Annotated in this window: 15 protein-coding genes and 1 riboswitch; of the genes, 3 read left to right on the top strand and 12 right to left on the bottom strand. The window is 42.6% G+C overall.

Annotated features, from left to right (window positions below; genetic code table 11):
• Positions 1-53 precede the first annotated feature (53 nt).
• Both DBR11_RS10655 and DBR11_RS30530 read right to left on the bottom strand, forming a co-directional pair.
• Positions 54-1,340 carry a DUF3472 domain-containing protein gene (locus tag DBR11_RS10655; protein WP_108552413.1) on the bottom strand — a complete coding sequence of 429 codons (1,287 nt, stop codon included), beginning with the start codon at positions 1,338-1,340 and terminating at the stop codon, positions 54-56.
• A gap of 40 nt (positions 1,341-1,380) precedes the next feature.
• Entirely contained in the window at positions 1,381-1,512 is a 132-nt protein-coding gene (locus tag DBR11_RS30530) for a hypothetical protein (protein WP_255564069.1), read from the bottom strand.
• A gap of 243 nt (positions 1,513-1,755) precedes the next feature.
• Here DBR11_RS30530 and DBR11_RS10650 point away from each other — a divergent pair, with 243 nt between their 5' ends.
• The 3 genes from DBR11_RS10650 (at position 1,756) to mgrA (ending at position 4,860) form a co-directional block, all read left to right on the top strand.
• On the top strand, positions 1,756-2,379 hold the full coding sequence (locus DBR11_RS10650; protein ID WP_108552411.1) for a hypothetical protein: 624 nt from the start codon (positions 1,756-1,758) through the stop codon (positions 2,377-2,379).
• Between the two features lie 18 nt (positions 2,380-2,397).
• On the top strand, positions 2,398-3,753 hold the full coding sequence (locus tag DBR11_RS10645; RefSeq protein ID WP_108552409.1) for a Gfo/Idh/MocA family protein: 1,356 nt from the start codon (positions 2,398-2,400) through the stop codon (positions 3,751-3,753).
• Positions 3,754-3,861: 108 nt separating this feature from the next.
• Complete coding sequence (mgrA, locus tag DBR11_RS10640; RefSeq protein ID WP_108552407.1) at positions 3,862-4,860, top strand: L-glyceraldehyde 3-phosphate reductase; 999 nt, start codon at positions 3,862-3,864, stop codon at positions 4,858-4,860.
• 7 nt (positions 4,861-4,867) lie between these two features.
• On the opposite strand, the gene DBR11_RS10635 is transcribed toward mgrA, so the two are convergent.
• From DBR11_RS10635 to DBR11_RS10590, 10 genes are all read right to left on the bottom strand, one after another.
• The gene (locus DBR11_RS10635; protein WP_108552405.1) at positions 4,868-5,581 is read right to left on the bottom strand and encodes a HesA/MoeB/ThiF family protein; all 714 of its coding nucleotides are present in this window, start codon (positions 5,579-5,581) and stop codon (positions 4,868-4,870) included.
• Between the two features lies 1 nt (position 5,582).
• Complete coding sequence (thiH, locus tag DBR11_RS10630; RefSeq protein ID WP_108552403.1) at positions 5,583-6,713, bottom strand: 2-iminoacetate synthase ThiH; 1,131 nt, start codon at positions 6,711-6,713, stop codon at positions 5,583-5,585.
• Positions 6,714-6,716: 3 nt separating this feature from the next.
• Positions 6,717-7,487, bottom strand: a complete 771-nt coding sequence (locus DBR11_RS10625; RefSeq protein ID WP_108552401.1) for a thiazole synthase — start codon at positions 7,485-7,487, stop codon at positions 6,717-6,719.
• Positions 7,462-8,112, bottom strand: a complete 651-nt coding sequence (locus tag DBR11_RS10620; RefSeq protein ID WP_108552399.1) for a thiamine phosphate synthase — start codon at positions 8,110-8,112, stop codon at positions 7,462-7,464. The genes DBR11_RS10625 and DBR11_RS10620 overlap by 26 nt, the downstream gene beginning before the upstream one ends.
• Complete coding sequence (locus DBR11_RS10615; protein WP_158275262.1) at positions 8,105-8,854, bottom strand: hydroxymethylpyrimidine/phosphomethylpyrimidine kinase; 750 nt, start codon at positions 8,852-8,854, stop codon at positions 8,105-8,107. Before DBR11_RS10615 ends, DBR11_RS10620 begins: the two co-directional genes overlap by 8 nt.
• Positions 8,830-9,429, bottom strand: coding sequence for a thiamine phosphate synthase (locus DBR11_RS10610; protein WP_108552395.1), 600 nt, complete (start codon positions 9,427-9,429; stop codon positions 8,830-8,832). Before DBR11_RS10610 ends, DBR11_RS10615 begins: the two co-directional genes overlap by 25 nt.
• Complete coding sequence (gene thiC / locus DBR11_RS10605; protein WP_108552393.1) at positions 9,429-11,225, bottom strand: phosphomethylpyrimidine synthase ThiC; 1,797 nt, start codon at positions 11,223-11,225, stop codon at positions 9,429-9,431. The genes DBR11_RS10610 and thiC overlap by 1 nt, the downstream gene beginning before the upstream one ends.
• 3 nt (positions 11,226-11,228) lie before the next feature.
• Positions 11,229-11,432 (bottom strand): sulfur carrier protein ThiS, encoded by a 204-nt coding sequence (gene thiS / locus DBR11_RS10600; protein ID WP_108552391.1) that lies wholly within the window; start codon positions 11,430-11,432, stop codon positions 11,229-11,231.
• 55 nt (positions 11,433-11,487) lie between these two features.
• Positions 11,488-11,576: riboswitch (TPP riboswitch) on the bottom strand.
• Between the two features lie 596 nt (positions 11,577-12,172).
• Positions 12,173-13,672 (bottom strand): RagB/SusD family nutrient uptake outer membrane protein, encoded by a 1,500-nt coding sequence (locus tag DBR11_RS10595; protein WP_108552418.1) that lies wholly within the window; start codon positions 13,670-13,672, stop codon positions 12,173-12,175.
• 20 nt (positions 13,673-13,692) lie between these two features.
• Complete coding sequence (locus DBR11_RS10590) at positions 13,693-16,776, bottom strand: TonB-dependent receptor (RefSeq protein ID WP_108552415.1); 3,084 nt, start codon at positions 16,774-16,776, stop codon at positions 13,693-13,695.
• Positions 16,777-17,091 lie beyond the last annotated feature (315 nt).

The following is a 17,091-nucleotide window of genomic DNA, read 5'->3' as shown; positions in this document are numbered from 1 at the left end:
TAAAAAAGCCCTGGTTATATTAACCAGGGCTTGATTTAAAATAGGTCTGTAGGTTATGGGAGTGAATTAAGATCAATTACCGGGGCTTTATTCTGGTTGGCCTGCCGGCTAAAAGTGGACTGTAAGGGAGTAGAGTCATTAAAGAATCCGCCATTTTTAAGATAGAAGGTGGTGCCTTTAGATCCGCCGCCAAAGTCTTTTCTATAGCCCCTGTTTGCTATATCATCTCCTGTAAATTTCATTTCTGTGATTTCAGTCCAGTTGCCGTTGGCATCTGCCAGCCATTGATTTCCATAATTTGCAGTGCGGGGTAAATTGCCCATATCTGGTTGGAAGTTTTCAAGAAAGGAGTGTAGGTGTTTAAGACTCGAATTGGTATTAGGTCGCTCAAAACTGGCAATGAGCATCCATTTACCATGCTCAGGCTTAAACCATGAAGTGAAAACAGTTTTATTGCTCCCGGCATTGGGCTGTGCACGGGTTAAAAATGCATATGTTTGTCCAGCTACCCAGGGATAGATCAGATAACTTTGGCCTCCCGATCCTTCAGATCCAAATTCGCCGGACCTTACACCATCACCTTTCTTCAGGAGCCTGATCTTTTGATCATCGGGAATGCTGGCAGGGTTGTCCGTCTGAAAAGGGCTCCAGACGGAGAATAAGATGCGGCGTTCTTTCTGGCCGTTTACCTGCATGCCAAAATAACCTTGTTCAAATCCATTCGACATGAAATAGGAACCCACCGGATCCATATCATTTGGAACCATAAGTTCGTTGTAAAACCATTCTACGTGATCTTTTATGTTGTCAGGGGCTGTATAAGCCAGATGGACAGAAGGGCCTCGCCGACCCCAGTAATACCGATTGTCGTCATTGTCTTTTACATAGCTTAAAGTTGCTGCAGGAGTACCTTCAACTATTAAGCTGTTCACTTTTCCAAAATCATATCCTGTTTTGGATATGCCCTGGAGTTTTACCTGCTGGTAGCCCTTTTCAATGACTTTAAAATCCCCGATCAAAAGTGTATCTGTTGTTGCTCCGGAAATCGTTTTGGTAACAGATTGATTTCCGAGTATAACTTTAAATGTGCTCTTTTCTGGGTGCGTTGTCATCACGAGTGAAAGTTTTAATATGCCGGGCTGTTCAACGCGGAAATAAATACTGGTCACAGTCTGTGAATCTTTCCAGTCCGTTAAACCGCTCTTTGTAATTTTTTCTGAGTTTTCTGCGGACCTGTGCGTTATCCAGGCGTTCCCGGCCAACGCCACAGATGTCCGCTGAGCAGAGCTTCCTAGGGTTGTAAATAGCAGGAGCAAAGCGGGAATTAGGGTCTTTGTCATGAATTATTTTGTTTAGGTTGGTTAAAATATCCGTTTGGCGTTAAGCTTTATTGAATGTAGGGGTCAAATGATATCTGGAGTGGGCAAGTTTGGCATTAAAACCACACAAACGTTTGATCTCCTCTGTCAATATTGTATTGATTAATGGCTGAAATGCATCAAAAAACTTCATTTGGAGAGGATTTTAATGCGTTAGAATCACAGACCTAAATCCAGGGGAGTAAATGCCTCTTCTTTTTTCTTGAATACATATTTTCCTGGAGAAAACAGTACAAAATCAAATATGTTGAAAATAAAACAAACGTTTGCTTTTATAATTATCAAACGTTTGCGTGATTATTCTTGAATTTGGCTTCCCATATTGCCTGTGTATTGCCTAATTTGGAATCACTAAATCCAAGCGAACCAAAACTTCATGCAAAGAAGAGAAATCTTTAATATTCTTTTTAAAGGCACTCCGCCCAATGAACTGGATACTTCAGAACCGGAGCCGGTTATCGAAACACCGGCCTATTTGATTAACGAAGGTACACTTCCGTTTTTCAAGGCATGGAAATCACTGCCTGAAGTTGTAGAGTCAGGCCTATTACCTCAGTTAACCAAATATGAGTTTTCCCTTAAATTCGGTGCAGGTAATTTGGAAACGCCAGAGGGATTGAGCGGAATCAGTCTCCGGATTGGTGTTAAAGATGCCGGATTACCTGCATTAAATGAAATTACCTTAGGCGTAAATGCAGCAGGTTATCTGTTTATTGGTGATCTGCAGTCAAAGAGTAAAATCCATTATGATAAGCTGATTGAGGACCTTCAGTTTATTCTTGAAGTTAAACCTCAGCCTTATGGAAAAAGTTATGCTAAGCTCAAATTGGTTGATCAGATTGGACTCACCCTTGCTATTTTGAAATCAGAACAGTTTTCGCAAGAAAATTGGGTAGGGGCGTTCAGTTTAAATCGAGGTCAATTTCATTTTTTGCAGCTTGAAGGAAGATTTGCTTCGGAAGGAAACCAATTGTTAACCACAAATATATCTGAATATTAAAACAACCAGAACACAATTATGAACAGACGTGAATTTGTAAGAACGACCAGTTTGACGGCAGCTGCCCTGACCGTCCTTCCGGAAAAAACTCTTTTTGCCAATTATGCTGGCGAAAAACTTAAAATAGCCATGATGGGTGTAGGCTTGCGTGGCCAGAATCATCTTGCGCTTATCTTAAAAAGAGATGATGTCGAACTGGTCGCCATTTGTGATGTCGAACCTAGAATGCTGGAGATGGCAAAAGCCATGATCACCAAAAGCGGTAAACCTATGCCCAGGATATATACAGGTGACAACTATGCCTGGAAGAAAATGCTTCAGCAAACTAAAGATCTTAAATCTGTATTGATCGCAACTCCTTGGGAATGGCATAAACCAATGATCATCGGTTCACTGGAAGCAGGTGTTAAATATGTGGCTACGGAGGTTATGCTGGGCATTACCCTTCAGGATCACTGGGATGTGGTTCAGGCCGCAGAAAAGCACGATGCACAGGTTATGATGCTGGAGAATGTTTGCTACAGGAGAGATGTTCTTGCTGTTTTGAATATGGTAAGACAGGGCCTTTTTGGCGAAATTACCCACCTCCAGGGTGGATATCAGCATGATTTGCGGGAGGTAAAATTTAATGATGGTGTAAAATCTTATGGCGGGGGTGTTGAATTCAATGAAAAAGGTTTTTCTGAGGCGAAATGGAGAACAAATCATTCCGTACACCGTAATGGCGATCTTTATCCCACCCATGGTATTGGTCCGGTAGCTCAATGCATCAATATCAATCGTGGCAACAGATTCTTAAAATTGAGTTCATTTGCTACGCAATCCCGTGGCCTGCATAAATATATCGTAGATCATGGTGGTGAAAACCATCCAAATGCAAAAGTTAAATTCAGACTTGGAGATATCGTGACCACTACTATTCAGTGTGCAAATGGGGAAACGATTATCCTTCAGCACGATACCAACTCACCAAGGCCTTATTCTCTGGGCTTTAGGGTTCAAGGAACAGATGGTCTTTGGATGGACGTAAATAACAGTATTTATGTGGAGGGCAAAAGCAAACCACATCAGTGGGATAATGCAAAAGAATGGCTGGATAAATATGATCACCCACTTTGGAAGAAATATGGCAACGATGCAACAGGAGCGGGGCACGGCGGAATGGATTTCTTTGTTATTCATGCCTTCATCGAATCTGCAAAACGCGGAACACCAACACCACTTGATGTTTATGATGCTGCTGCATGGAGTGCAATCACTCCACTGAGCGAGCAATCTATTGAATTGGGCAATGAGACCATTGATTTTCCTGATTTTACCAGTGGGAAATGGATGAACAGAAATGCAGTCTTTGCCTTGAATGATGACTATTAAAAATTAATACTCTACTGTTTCCTTCTAAAAGCCTCCGATTATTGGAGGCTTTTTTGTTTCAAACAAAATTACTTCGTTAATTTAGGACTTTATCTAAAACAAGATTATATGAGTTATATCCCTGCAGAAGATCGGTATGAGAAAATGCAATATCGTCGCTGTGGCCATAGTGGGTTAAAGCTTCCCGCTTTATCCCTTGGTTTATGGCATAATTTTGGACATGTAGATGTCCTGGAGAATTCCAGAAGCATATTGAAACTTGCCTTTGATCATGGAATTACACATTTTGACCTGGCGAATAATTACGGACCGCCTCCAGGATCTGCAGAAGAAAATTTCGGCAAGATCTTAAAAGAGGACTTTAAAGCTTTCAGGGACGAAATGGTGATCTCGACCAAAGCTGGTTATACCATGTGGGCAGGTCCTTATGGAGATTGGGGATCTAAGAAATACCTGGTATCCAGCCTTGATCAGAGTCTTAAAAGAATGGATCTGGATTATGTAGATATTTTTTATCACCATCGTCCGGATCCGGAAACTCCTTTAGAGGAGACGATGATGGCCCTGGATCTTCTGGTGCGTCAGGGAAAAGCTTTATATGCCGGAATTTCCAATTACAAGGCGGAAGAGGCTGAAAAAGCGATCCGGATTCTAAAACAGCTGGGCACACCATGTGTGATCCATCAGCCTAAATACTCGATGTTCGAACGCTGGGTGGAAGGTGGCCTTCTGGATGTACTTCAAAAGGAAGGCGTAGGTTGTATTCCTTTTTCTCCTTTGGCTCAGGGCATGTTGACGGATAAATACCTTGGCGGGATTCCGGCAGATTCCAGAGCTGCCAAATCACATGGATTTCTTCAAAGCAGCCAAATTACCGAAGGTAAATTGCAGCAAATAAATGAATTAAATGAAATTGCTGCAGAACGTGGACAAAAGCTGGCACATATGGCTTTATCCTGGCTTTTAAAAGATCCAAGGGTTACTTCTGTGCTCGTAGGTGCGAGTAAACCAGAGCAACTGGCTGATTCTCTGAAATGCCTGGATAATATTCTTTTTACCGAAGATGAACTTCAGCGTATAGAGACAATTCTAAACCGGGTGGATTAATCTCCGTTTAGGTTATATGGAGTACTGTCCTTTCCAATGTTCTTGTATTGAGCAGGATGAACTGATCTCTGAATTCAAAACGGCCCAGAACCATATCAATGGTCATCTGGGCCATAATTGTACCTACAATTCCCGGAACTGTACCTAAAACTCCGTTTTCAGAACAGGAGGGAACATCTTCAGGATTGGGAGGTTCAGGAAACAAGTTTCTCAGGTTTTTTGAACCTCCTATGTTGAAACCTGCCAATTGCCCCATATAGCCTAAAATACTTCCGTAAACCAATGGTTTGCCAAGCGAAACACAAGCATCATTTACCGCATAACGGGTGGCAAAATTATCACAACCATCTACAACAAAATCATAATCTTTGAGAAGTTGCCATGCGTTGTCCTCAGTAACTACGCAGTCATGAATATCAAAAATGGTATTCGGGTTCTGTTCCGAAAGTCTTTTATACGCCGCCTGAACTTTTTTAAGGCCGATGTCGGTTTGTCCGTATAAAATCTGCCGGTGCAGATTAGATTCCTCCACGACGTCAAAATCAATAATGCCCAAATGCCCAATGCCCGCAGCGCAAAGATACTGTAACACCGGACAGCCTAATCCGCCAGCTCCAATTACCGCTACTTTAGCTTCCTTTAATTTGTTTTGCCCATACAGGCCGATATCGTCCAGCAGGATTTGCTTGAGATATCTTTGAAATTCTTCTTTAGCCAGCATATTAATGTCCAAAAGTTTTATCCCAGTCTTTCCATACAGGTTCGTAGCCCTGTGCTCTGATCATATTGGCGATCTCAGCTGAACTTCTTTCATCAGAGATCTCAAATTGCTCCAGGGATTCCGGTTCTACTATATAACCGCCGGGGTTCGTTTTAGAGCCCGCACTGATGCTGGTGATGCCCAGCTGGATCAGGTGGTTTCTAAAATTTTCCTCTTCGCGCGTGGAAATGGAAATCTCCAGTTCTGTGTTAAACAATCGCCAGGCGCAGATCAGTTGTACCAGCTCCCGGTCACTCATGTAGTTGTTGTATTCCTTGAGTACCGTCTCATTGGATCCTGCAAGCTCTATGGGTCTTAATCTTGGAAAAGAAACAGAGTATTTTGTTTGCCAGTAGGTTTTCTCCAGGTAATCTAAATGAAGGGCTGTAAAGAAGCAATCTGTGCGCCAGTCTTCCAGACCAATGAGTGTGCCTAAGCCAATTTTATGGATGTTGGCCTGGCCAAGCCGGTCTGGCGTTTCGAGGCGGTAATTGAAATTGGATTTTTTCCCCTTCGGGTGATACCGCTTGTAATTTTCCTTGTGATAGGTTTCCTGATAAACCAGAACTGTGCTTAATCCTTCTTTAATAAGTTCCTGATAGTCATAGGTATCAAGTGGTTGTACTTCCAGTGATACATGAGTGAAGTGAGGTTTAATAAGCCGGATGGCATTTTTGAGATAAGCTACACCAACGGTCAGATTGGCTTCGCCAGTTACCAGTAGTACATGGTCATAACCCATCTTTTTGAGTACTGCTATTTCCTGTAATATCTCGGCATCACTCAGCGTTTTTCGCCTGATCTTATTGTCCAGACTAAAGGCGCAATAGGTGCAGATGTTCTGACACTCATTACTGAGGTAAAGTGGAATATACATCTGAATGGTTTTTCCGAAACGCTTTCTGGTGAGCTTCTGGCTAATCAAAGCCATCTGTTCGAGGTAAGGTGAGGCTGCTGGGGAGATCAGGGCTTTGAAGTCCTCTAAACTGCGTCTATCTTTATTTAGTGCATTGATAACATCCTGTTCGGTTTTGGAAAGTATGCTTTCTTTCACCTCTTCCCAGTCAAAAGAATCAAATTGTTTAGTAAACATGATCTAGAAGTTTAAAAATCCGGTAAGTGGGCTGCTGGCTTCAGCATGTTGCCGGGTTGTAGCCAGTTGTGCTTCAAAGGCAGTTCTTCCGGCTTCTACTGCAAGTCTGAAAGCAAGTGCCATTTCTGTCGGGTGTCTGGAGCTTGCAATGGCAGTATTCACCAATACGGCATCTGCACCAAGTTCCATTGCTTTCGCTGCATCTGAGGGGGCTCCAATGCCGGCATCAATGATCACTGGCACTTTACTTTGTTCTATAATGATCTCCAGAAAATCCTGTGTCCTTAAGCCCTTATTTGTTCCTATAGGAGAACCTAATGGCATCACGGCTGCTGTGCCTGCTTCTTCCAATTGTTTACAAAGCACTGGATCTGCATGGATATACGGAAGAATAATGAACCCAAGCTTAGCCAGCTCTTCCGTGGCCTTTAAGGTTTCAACCGCGTCAGGAAGTAGGTACTTGGGGTCCGGATGAATCTCCAGTTTTAGCCAGTTGGTTTCCAACGCCTCCCTGGCCAGCTGTGCTGCAAAAACCGCCTCTTTTGCATTTCTTGCTCCTGATGTATTTGGTAATATGCTGATGTGTTTATGTTTAAGGGAGTTAATTAAAGTGTCTGTTTCAGTATTGAGGTCTATTCTTTTTAGTGCTACTGTGACCAATTCACTTTGAGAGGCCAGTACAGCGGCCTCCATTTCTTCGGGCGAACCAAATTTTCCTGTTCCCAGAAATAACCTTGATTTGAATTCTCTACCTGCTATATTCAAGTGTTTCATGTGTTTTTTTTCTAAGGGTGTCCATTAATTTTGTTGGGTTTGGATGCTGGCTGAGCAGACCTGAAAAGGCGATTCCGTAAAGGCCAGTTTTCATCAGGTCTTCTATATCCTCCGGAAGGATGCCACCAATGGCGTAGACTGGAGGATATGCCACATTCAATTCTTTGAGCTGACAGAAAAGGCTTTGGTAGCCGGTCAGTCCAAGAATAGGGCTGAGTTTTGCTTTGGTCGTTGTATATCTGTAGGGGCCAAGGCCAATATAGTCGCAGCCTTCAGCCGTGCGCTGCAGCAAGTCGTCAATTGTGTTGGCGGTGCCGCCAATAATTTTATGTGCTCCCAATAAAGTCCGGGCTTCTCTAACAGGGCTGTCCGTTAATCCTAGGTGCACGCCGTCGGCATCGGTAAGGAGAGCCACTCTGGGGTGGTCGTTAATAATCAGGGTCACATCCACGAAGCTGGAAATCACTTTTTTAGTCTGCTCAGTGAGTTGTAGTACTTCTGATTCTGTTCTGTTTTTATATCTGATTTGTATCCAGTTACATCCGTAATCTAAAGCTTTACTGATATTAAAGAGCTGAGCTTCCTGGCTTTCTCCCTGAGAGATATACATGAGTTTTTTAAGCATGATAGGCCAATAAATTTAAATTGCTGTTTAGTGCTTTTTCAATATAATTTTTTGCTGCAATACAAGCTTCATAGAGGCTTAATTTACAGGCCATATTGGCTGCAATTGCAGAAGATAATATGCAGCCGGATCCATGCTTTTGGGGCAGGTTCTTTTGTGTTGAAAAAATAGGAATGACGCCTGTTGAACTATACAGCATATCTGTTCCCTTGTGGGCGATGGAGTGCCCTCCCTTGAGCAAAACATTACAGTGTTTGCTCAATTGGCTTGCGGCTTGCTGCTCATCGGTCATTCCAGTTAGAAATTGTGCTTCAGCTGTATTTGGACATAGTAGGTATATCTGATTGAGAACCTCTTGCAGTAGAGCGCCATCAGGATTACTCATAAAAGAAAAGCCGGTGGATGCTGATGCAACTGGATCCCAGATCAGTTTAACGTTTGGTAACTGCAATCTTAGCCACTTGACAAGGTTACGAAGAAGTGTGAGGTTCTTTATAATTCCGATTTTGATCACTTCGATCCTATACTGCTCCAGTAGTGGCGTGATCTGCTCTTGTATCTGGATCAGGGGTATCCAATTCATTCCGATGAACCTATTTTCGGTTTGACTGGTTAGGGCAGAAGCTACCCCAAAGCCCAGGCATTTGTGTTGTTCAAAGGTTTTTATATCTGCCAGAATACCTGCTCCTCCAGAAGGGTCGAGGCCCGCAATACTCATTACAATTGGTCTGCTGTATTCCATGTTTTTTTTATTAACCGGTAGGTTGCTACTGGATCCTTTTGTTGCCATAAATAACCCATTATTGCCACCCCATAAAAGCCATATTTCTGGGTTTTTAACCCATTACCTGGAGTTATACCGCCAATTCCATATATTTTAATATTGTTATTTTTCAATTGGTTAGGGTGGTTTTTGTAATCCATTTCTTTATATCCTGTTTTACTGATGCTGTCGAATACCGGTCCCATCAGCACATAGTCAAATCCGGATAGGTCCTGGTCAAAATCCTTAAGATAATGTACAGAAGTGGAGTAGACTTGTCCCTTTAATTTAGGTGGGATAATACTTTCTGTTCTCGATTTTTCCGGGTAATGAAATCGATGAATTCCAAACTCAACTGCAAGCTCATGGTACTGGTGCAATGCAATTTTTTGATGGTGTTCCGATTTGATTTTTTTCAATAATTCCCTGTATTTCATCTTGGTGTATGCTGGTTTTCGTAAATGAAGTACCAGAAGCCCCTGATCAAAAAGCCTGTTTAAAATTTCCGGCTCCCTTTTAAAAGGAACCGGATTGGAAACCACAATCATTTCCATTAGGAATAGATCTGGCTGCCTTGCATTTTAAATTCTTCAGCTTTTTCAAACAATCCGCTGGCAGCAGAATCCCTAATTTCCTGGGTAATTTTCATCGAACAGAATTTAGGGCCACACATGGAGCAAAAGTGAGCAATTTTTGCACCTTCAGCTGGTAAGGTTTCATCATGAAACTCGCGTGCGGTATCTGGATCCAGAGAAAGGTTGAACTGATCTTCCCAGCGGAATTCAAATCGTGCCTTACTCAGGGCGTTGTCTCTGTACTGGGCGCCCGGATGGCCTTTAGCAAGGTCTGCGGCATGTGCAGCCAGTTTGTAAGTGATCACTCCGTCTTTAACATCCTTTTTGTTGGGTAAGCCGAGGTGTTCTTTTGGTGTTACATAGCAGAGCATTGCCGTACCAAACCAGCCAATCATGGCGGCTCCAATTGCCGATGTAATGTGATCATAACCAGGAGCAATGTCAGTAGTCAATGGACCTAAGGTATAGAATGGAGCTTCATGACATTCTTTGAGCTGTTTGTCCATGTTTTCTTTGATCAGGTGCATTGGCACATGCCCAGGACCTTCTACCATCACCTGTACATCATACTTCCAGGCGAGTTTTGTCAATTCGCCGAGGGTTTCCAATTCTGCAAATTGAGCAGCATCATTCGCATCCGCGATGGAGCCGGGGCGAAGACCATCGCCTAATGAAAAGGCAACATCATATTGTTGCATGATCTTGCAGATGTCTTCAAAGTGTGTATACAGGAAATTTTCTTTGTGATGCGCCAGACACCATTTAGCCATGATACTTCCTCCACGGGATACAATACCTGTAACGCGTTTGGCGGTCAGTGGAATATATCTAAGGAGTACTCCTGCGTGGATGGTGAAATAAGATACCCCTTGTTCCGCTTGTTCAATCAGGGTATCTCTAAAGAGTTCCCAGGTCAGGTCTTCGGCTTTGCCATTTACCTTTTCCAGTGCCTGATAGATAGGTACGGTACCAATTGGAACAGGAGAGTTCCGGATGATCCATTCGCGTGTTTCATGAATGTTTTTACCAGTGGAAAGGTCCATGATGGTATCTGCGCCCCATCGACAGGCCCAAACAGCTTTATCTACTTCCTCATCAATGGTAGAAGTTACCGCACTGTTTCCAATGTTTGCATTGATTTTTACCAGGAAATTACGGCCAATAATCATAGGCTCACTTTCCGGGTGGTTAATATTGTTTGGAATAATGGCCCTTCCAGCTGCAACTTCATCTCTTACAAATTCAGGAGTAATGAATCCTTTGGGTGTGTTTGCGCCAAAACTATGCCCTGGATGTTGGGTGCTGAGCATTTCTGTACTTTCTGCAAACTGGCCTTCCATCTCGTTGATCAGCTGATTCTCCCGGATGGCAATGTATTCCATTTCCGGGGTAATCATACCTTTCTTTGCATAGTGAAGCTGGGTAACATTACAGCCTTCTTTAGCACGCATGGGTTTTTGTATATGCTCAAATCTCAGATGGTCAAGTGCTGGATTTTCTTTTCTCTCTTTGCCATAAACTGAACTTACTGTGCCGAGTTGTTCTACATCATTTCTTTGAAGGATCCACGCTTCTCTTAAACGGGGAAGTCCTTTTTTGATGTCAATTTCAATCTCATCATCAGTATAGGCACCACTCGTATCATAGACTGTAACCGGCGCATTTAATTCTATACCTCCACTATGAAGTTTGGTTTCGGAAAGGGTAATCTGGCGCATGGCCACTTTAATGTCATGGCGTTGCCCATGAACATAAATTTTCTTGGAATTATTCATTTTTTAACCTCCTTGTGTTGCTTTAATGATCAGAATGTCGTCGTTGGCTTTGAGTTGATAGCTTTCGTACAGCGATTTTTGGATCACGGAGTTGTTCACCGCGACAGCTGTACCGTTTTGTTTATCGCCGAGATGGCCGAAAACAATGTTTTGCAAAGTAGTATGCTCTGCAATTTCTTTTTCCTGGTTGTTGATTTTTATTTTCATTCCTGTTCAGATTACTACTTTAGGAATGAAATAGATGTGTTTGATTAAACACATGCAGATCCATCTTACTTTTCCCTTCGGCGGTACTAACCGCATCAGGTTCAAAGGGTATTTCTCAGCACTAAGGCACCCCTAAAGTTTCGGAGGCCAATATAAGAAAAAATGTTGTTTAAGCTAAAGGAAAAATCAAATTACTCTTCGAGGACTGGACTCCTTGCCCCGCTTCGCTCTTGTGGCAAGGCGCCCTGAGGTCCTCTCTGAGTAATATTGATTTTTATATGGCGCTTAAGCAATGGGGCGAGTCCGGGCATGGCGCATACGAGTTTATTTGATAGTGTTTATTTTTTATTCGCAGTTTGGTTTTTATATAGCGCTTAAGCAATGGGGCGAGTCCGGGCATGGCGCAGATGAGTTTATTGGATAGTGTTTATTTTTTACTCGCAGGATTACGGAAATTGGTTAATCGATAAGAGATGAGTGAGAATAAACCCAGATCTGCGCTATGCATGGACTTGCGCCTTTGCTCGGATCACCTCCTTACTCTGCAGTTTGCTACGAAAAATTCTCGTACGCTGCGGAAAGACCTCAGAGATCTGCGGGCCTTTTCGGCCCGCTTGATATCGTTAGTCTTGAAGCAGCTGTACAGAATTTTTCGAACAATTCACCCACCCTCCTTTATTTATAAAAAAAGGCCAGATCATGATTAGTGATCCAGCCTTTTACAGATTGTTATTAAACTTCTATTTATTGATGTTAGGATTGGTATTCAACTCGGATTGAGGAATATTAAACAAATAATAAGGGCTATTTGGTTTAAATGCCGTTCCATCCGGGAATTTAAGTGTAGTGTGCTGTTTAGCTGCAACGGTTTTGGTGCTGCCATCAGGCGTAGTCACTACAACCTGTATTGGGTTGCCATTAACGTCATTGTAAGGAAGTCTTACCAATGCAGCTTGAGTCCTTAAGATATCAGACAAGGCAAAGCCTTCACCCCACAATTCTTTTCTTCTCTCCACCATGATGGCTGCAATCACATCTTCCTTGGTTTTTGTGCCTAGAACAAACAGATCTGCATTTCTTGCACTTCTAAGTTCATTCAAATACTGTACGGCACCTTGCAGATCAGAACTCCTGGCCAGGCCTTCTGCCTGGATAAGGGTCATTTCAGAAGATCGCATCAACACAATATCCCCAGTTTGATCTGCACGGAACTTAAACTTAGCATACCGGAGATAACCCTCCCGGCTTGGCAAACCATCCCAGGAAAACAATTTAGTTCTGATGTCATTTTGATCAAACAAAGATTTGAAATTAGGGTCGGCCATAAAACTGTAATAGTATGAAGAAGAAGAACTTACATCTAGAAAGTTAAAGGTGTAACTCTCCGTGTTCTGATCCGGCTTTTGACCATGCCCCCAAATCCACTCCTCATTTGTTAAATCGTTAAAGCCATTGTAATAGGCAGTCGCCGTCATGTAGGTATAGTTTTTTCTCGCAGCTGCCGCTTTTTCAGCAGCCAGTGCCCAATTGCCCATGTTCAAATAGGTCCGGGCCTGCAATCCGTGCACTACATCAATATTGATTTTGTATTTCACGGGTCTGGAATAGCTGGCCAGTAAAGTTTCTGCCTGGCTCAGGTCGGCGGTGATTAATTTATAAACCTCTTCTAAAGTAGATTTTGGTTTACCCTGAGTATTTGCCTCTGTTGGGGTAGTATAAATCGGTATAGCTTTGGCCTGAGGGTCTTTAAGATAAGAGAACTGGTAATAGGTAGCCAGGTTTAAATAGCTATTTGCTCTGAGTGCGAGCGCTTGTCCTTTTACCTGTGCCTTTTTCTCTGCCGATCCGTTTGCTGCATCTATCTTGGTGATGATGTTGTTACAATTGTCAATTACCTTATACATAATGGTCCAGATTGCGTTTAAACGGGTCTGATTGGTGGACAGAGTAAACTGGTAGGCATCTCTGTATCCATATTTATTGGTAATGATCGCTACATCGTCGCCCATCGCGTCACTGGTTCTCAGAATGGTGCTATAACCTGGATTGGCATAAGTGAAATAGGTATCGTTCATATAGGCCCAGGTACCGTTCAAAACAGTTTCGATATTGTCTACATCTCCATAGATCAAGCTTGCCGAAACCGCATTCGTGGGAGTAGTAGTAAGTTCCTTCTTGCAGCTGCTGACACTGATTAAAAGCACAGAGAGCAGTAAAGGGGTAAGTATGTTGAGTTTCATTTTGTAAAAATTAAGGTCCATTAAAAAGTTAAATTCACACCGGCAGAGTAGGTACGGATGGCCGGGTAACGGTAGTAGGTTGCGCCCTGAATGGTCTGTTCCGGATCCATGCCTTTATGCCCGTAGAAAGTAAGCAGGTTCTCTCCGGTCAGGAAAAATTTCAGGTTATCGATACCGATCTTATTGGAAATTGATTTAGGCAATCTGTAGCTCAGGTTTACATTTTTTAAACGCGCGTAAGTGGCACTATAAAGGAAACGTGTGGATGCCTGTGTCCATCCAAGATTATCTGTGGTTAAACGCGGAACATCCGTGTTCGGGTTTTCAGGCGTCCAGTGATTGAGCATTTCTACAGACCATGCTGCTCCCGGATTGCTTCCGTTTTGCATTAGGGAAACATAATCGTTGTCCAGGATCTTGCCTCCAATACTGTAAGACAATAAGGCAGAAAGTTCAAACTGCTTGTAGGTAAATGTATTTGTAAAACCACCGGTAAGTGTTGGCAGTGAGCTATCTTGTATATATTGGGTCGCCTTACTGTAATCATTGGTTGTCACTTTCTGGCCGTTACTGTTGGTCATATACCAGAGTGGATTTCCATTGGCCGGATCAACACCAGCCCATTCCCGAAGGTAAAAATCATATATTGAGCCTCCTATACGTAACATTTTGTTTCCGGAAATGATGTTGTTCTGCGGAAGGTCGGTAATGGTGTTTTTATAATGTGTGGCATTTAAACTCACAGCCCATCTGAAATCAGGTGTGATTACAGGAATGGCGTTGATCTGTACCTCGATACCTGTGTTTTTTAAGGCTCCAATATTGGCATCTATAGAAGTGAAACCTGTTGAGGTTGCCATAGGTTTACTAAACAGCAAATCCTTAGACCTTCTGTTAAAATACTCCACAGTACCACTGATGCGATCTTTAAAGATCCCAAAATCCAGACCTATGTTTAGATTCAAATTGGTCTCCCATTTCAAATCTGGGGTAGCCAGACGTTTGGTTACCAATCCGTTCTCGCCCAGGTTGTTCCTGATGTCGTATAAAGGATCATAGGCATAGTAAACACCAATATTGTCATTGCCTTGTGCGCCATAACTGGTTCTTAAGGTTAAATTACTCAACCATCTTGTGTCTTTAAGAAAATCTTCTTTGGAAGCTCTCCATGAACCACCAAAAGACCAAAATGTACCCCATCTGCTTTGCGGTGAGAATCTGGAAGAACCATCGCTTCTGATGGATGCAGATAAAAGATATTTGTTTTGATAATCGTATTCAGCCCTTCCAAGGAAACTCAACAGAGTATAATCCAGGGCATAACCACCGAAACTGTTTAGCTGGGAGGCTGCGTCTGGTTCATATAAGCCCGGCAGTACAAAACCTTGTCTGCTGCCGGACATTATTTTTGAGTTGTACTTATAGATTTCCTGGCCAGCCAGCAAGCTCAAATGATGATCCTGATCAAAGGTTTTTTCATAAGTCAGGATGTTGTTCCAGGTATAAGAGTAGGTCCTGGTAACCGTTCTGTCTACAGAACCCTTGATCTCTGCGCTTTCGCCCAGTAATGGGTTGGCATAATAGTTCTCATTGATATTGGTGTAGTCACCGCTGTACGTTGTTTTGAATTTCAGCTCAGGTAGAATAGTGGCTTCAAGGAAAGTTCTGGCAGAAACATTGTCTTTGAAGATCTGATTCTTGTCCAAATCTACAGTCGCGGCCAGATTGCTTCTGGGAATAGCTGCATTTGGACGGTAAGCACCGAAATCAAAAATTTTATTACCAGCGCCATCTAATTTGTACGATCCATCGTCATTGCGTTGATATACCGGGTAAAAGCTTGGGATGGATCTGGCAAAGTTAATCACATTGGCCGTATTGCTATCTTCAGATACTGGGTAATCTTGCTTAGAATTTGAGGCGGAGATGTTCAAGCCTGCTTTAAGCCATTTTTTAGCTTGTGTAGTTAAATTAACCCTTGCATTGTAGCGTTTGAAGCCTGATCCTAATGCAATTCCTTTATCATTTAGATATCCGCCAGAAATGTAATATTGGCTTTTTTCATTTCCACCGCTAAAACTCAGGTCGCCCTGGGTTCTCAAAGCGGTTTGCTGCATAGCCTTTTGCCAGCTGTCATTCCATAAGGGAACTGCTCCTGGTACTATTTTACCATCAAGGCCAACTGGATTTGGATAATTTGAACCGTAAGGATTAATGCCAAGGTCTGTCAGGATATTTTTACTGGCTGTTGCACGTGCCTGAGCATCCGTTAAGCCATTGGTGAGTTGTTTGTTTTTAAGCGCCAGCCAATAACTTTCAAAGTATTGGTCTGTGTTCATTTGTTCGTAATCCTTCACCGCTCTGTTGGATAGTCCTTCAGTAAAATTAGCGCTGATCTGTGGCTCTGCAGAATTCTTTCCGGATTTAGTGGTGATGATGATTACACCGTTTGCACCTCTTGATCCATATAAAGCACTGGAAGCTGCATCTTTAAGAATACTGACCGACGAAATGTCATTCACATTGATAGAGCCAATGTCGCCAGAAAACGGATTACCATCTACAACATACAGCGGATCGCTGGAAGCATTAATAGATCCGATCCCCCTGATCCTGATGGTCGCCGTTGTACCAGGCTGACCACTTTGAGAAGTAGCCTGCACACCAGGAGCGATCCCCTGAAGGGCGCTGCTAATGTTGCTGACCTGGCGGTTTTCCAGTTGTTCACTTTTGATTTGTGATACGGAACCAACATAATTGGCTCGTTTCGCTGTCCCGTAAGCCACCACTACCACCTCATTCAAAGAGTTTGGAGAATTGGACAAGCTCACGTTCAAGGTGTTTCCTTCAGCCAAAAGCTCCTTAGTTTCGTAGCCCAAATAAGAAAATACCAGAGTTTTCTGACCATCAGGAAGATTCAGATGGTAGGTTCCGGATTGGTCTGTCGTTGTTCCTTGTTTAGTTCCTTTAATATAAATGCTTACACCAGGCAGAGGGAGGCCGGTTCCATTTTCAGTTACTTTTCCGGATATGCCAGTGCCTTGCTGGGCATAGCTGAACTGAAAAATAAGCAGTAATAAGAATACTGATAAGTTGATTTTCATTGCGATATTTTGTTTTTTTAATGTTGATGAAGCAATCATGTGTTATCCATGATGATTTCATTAAATTGAATGTTGAAAATTTGGACAATAGAATTTCTTCAGCATGTCAATGTGCTGTGAAATAGTAAATAAGAAATACTTAGTTAAAGAATTAGATTAGCTGGAGCAGCTTTGCATACAACAATTCGAATTGGTCTTGTTGTTGGCTAGAGGGGAAATTGTGTTCGGCATCATAGGGAGTAGAATAAAATGCATAAAGTCAGTTTTAATAAAATAATAAGCCATGAAAGTTTTGAGCCTTTCATGGCGCAAAGG

The organism is Pedobacter sp. HMWF019, assembly GCF_003061025.1.
In the GTDB taxonomy this organism is placed as follows: Bacteria; Bacteroidota; Bacteroidia; order Sphingobacteriales; family Sphingobacteriaceae; genus Pedobacter.
Note: the sequence above shows the minus strand (reverse complement) of the source record. Positions and strands in the feature narration are given on the sequence as shown.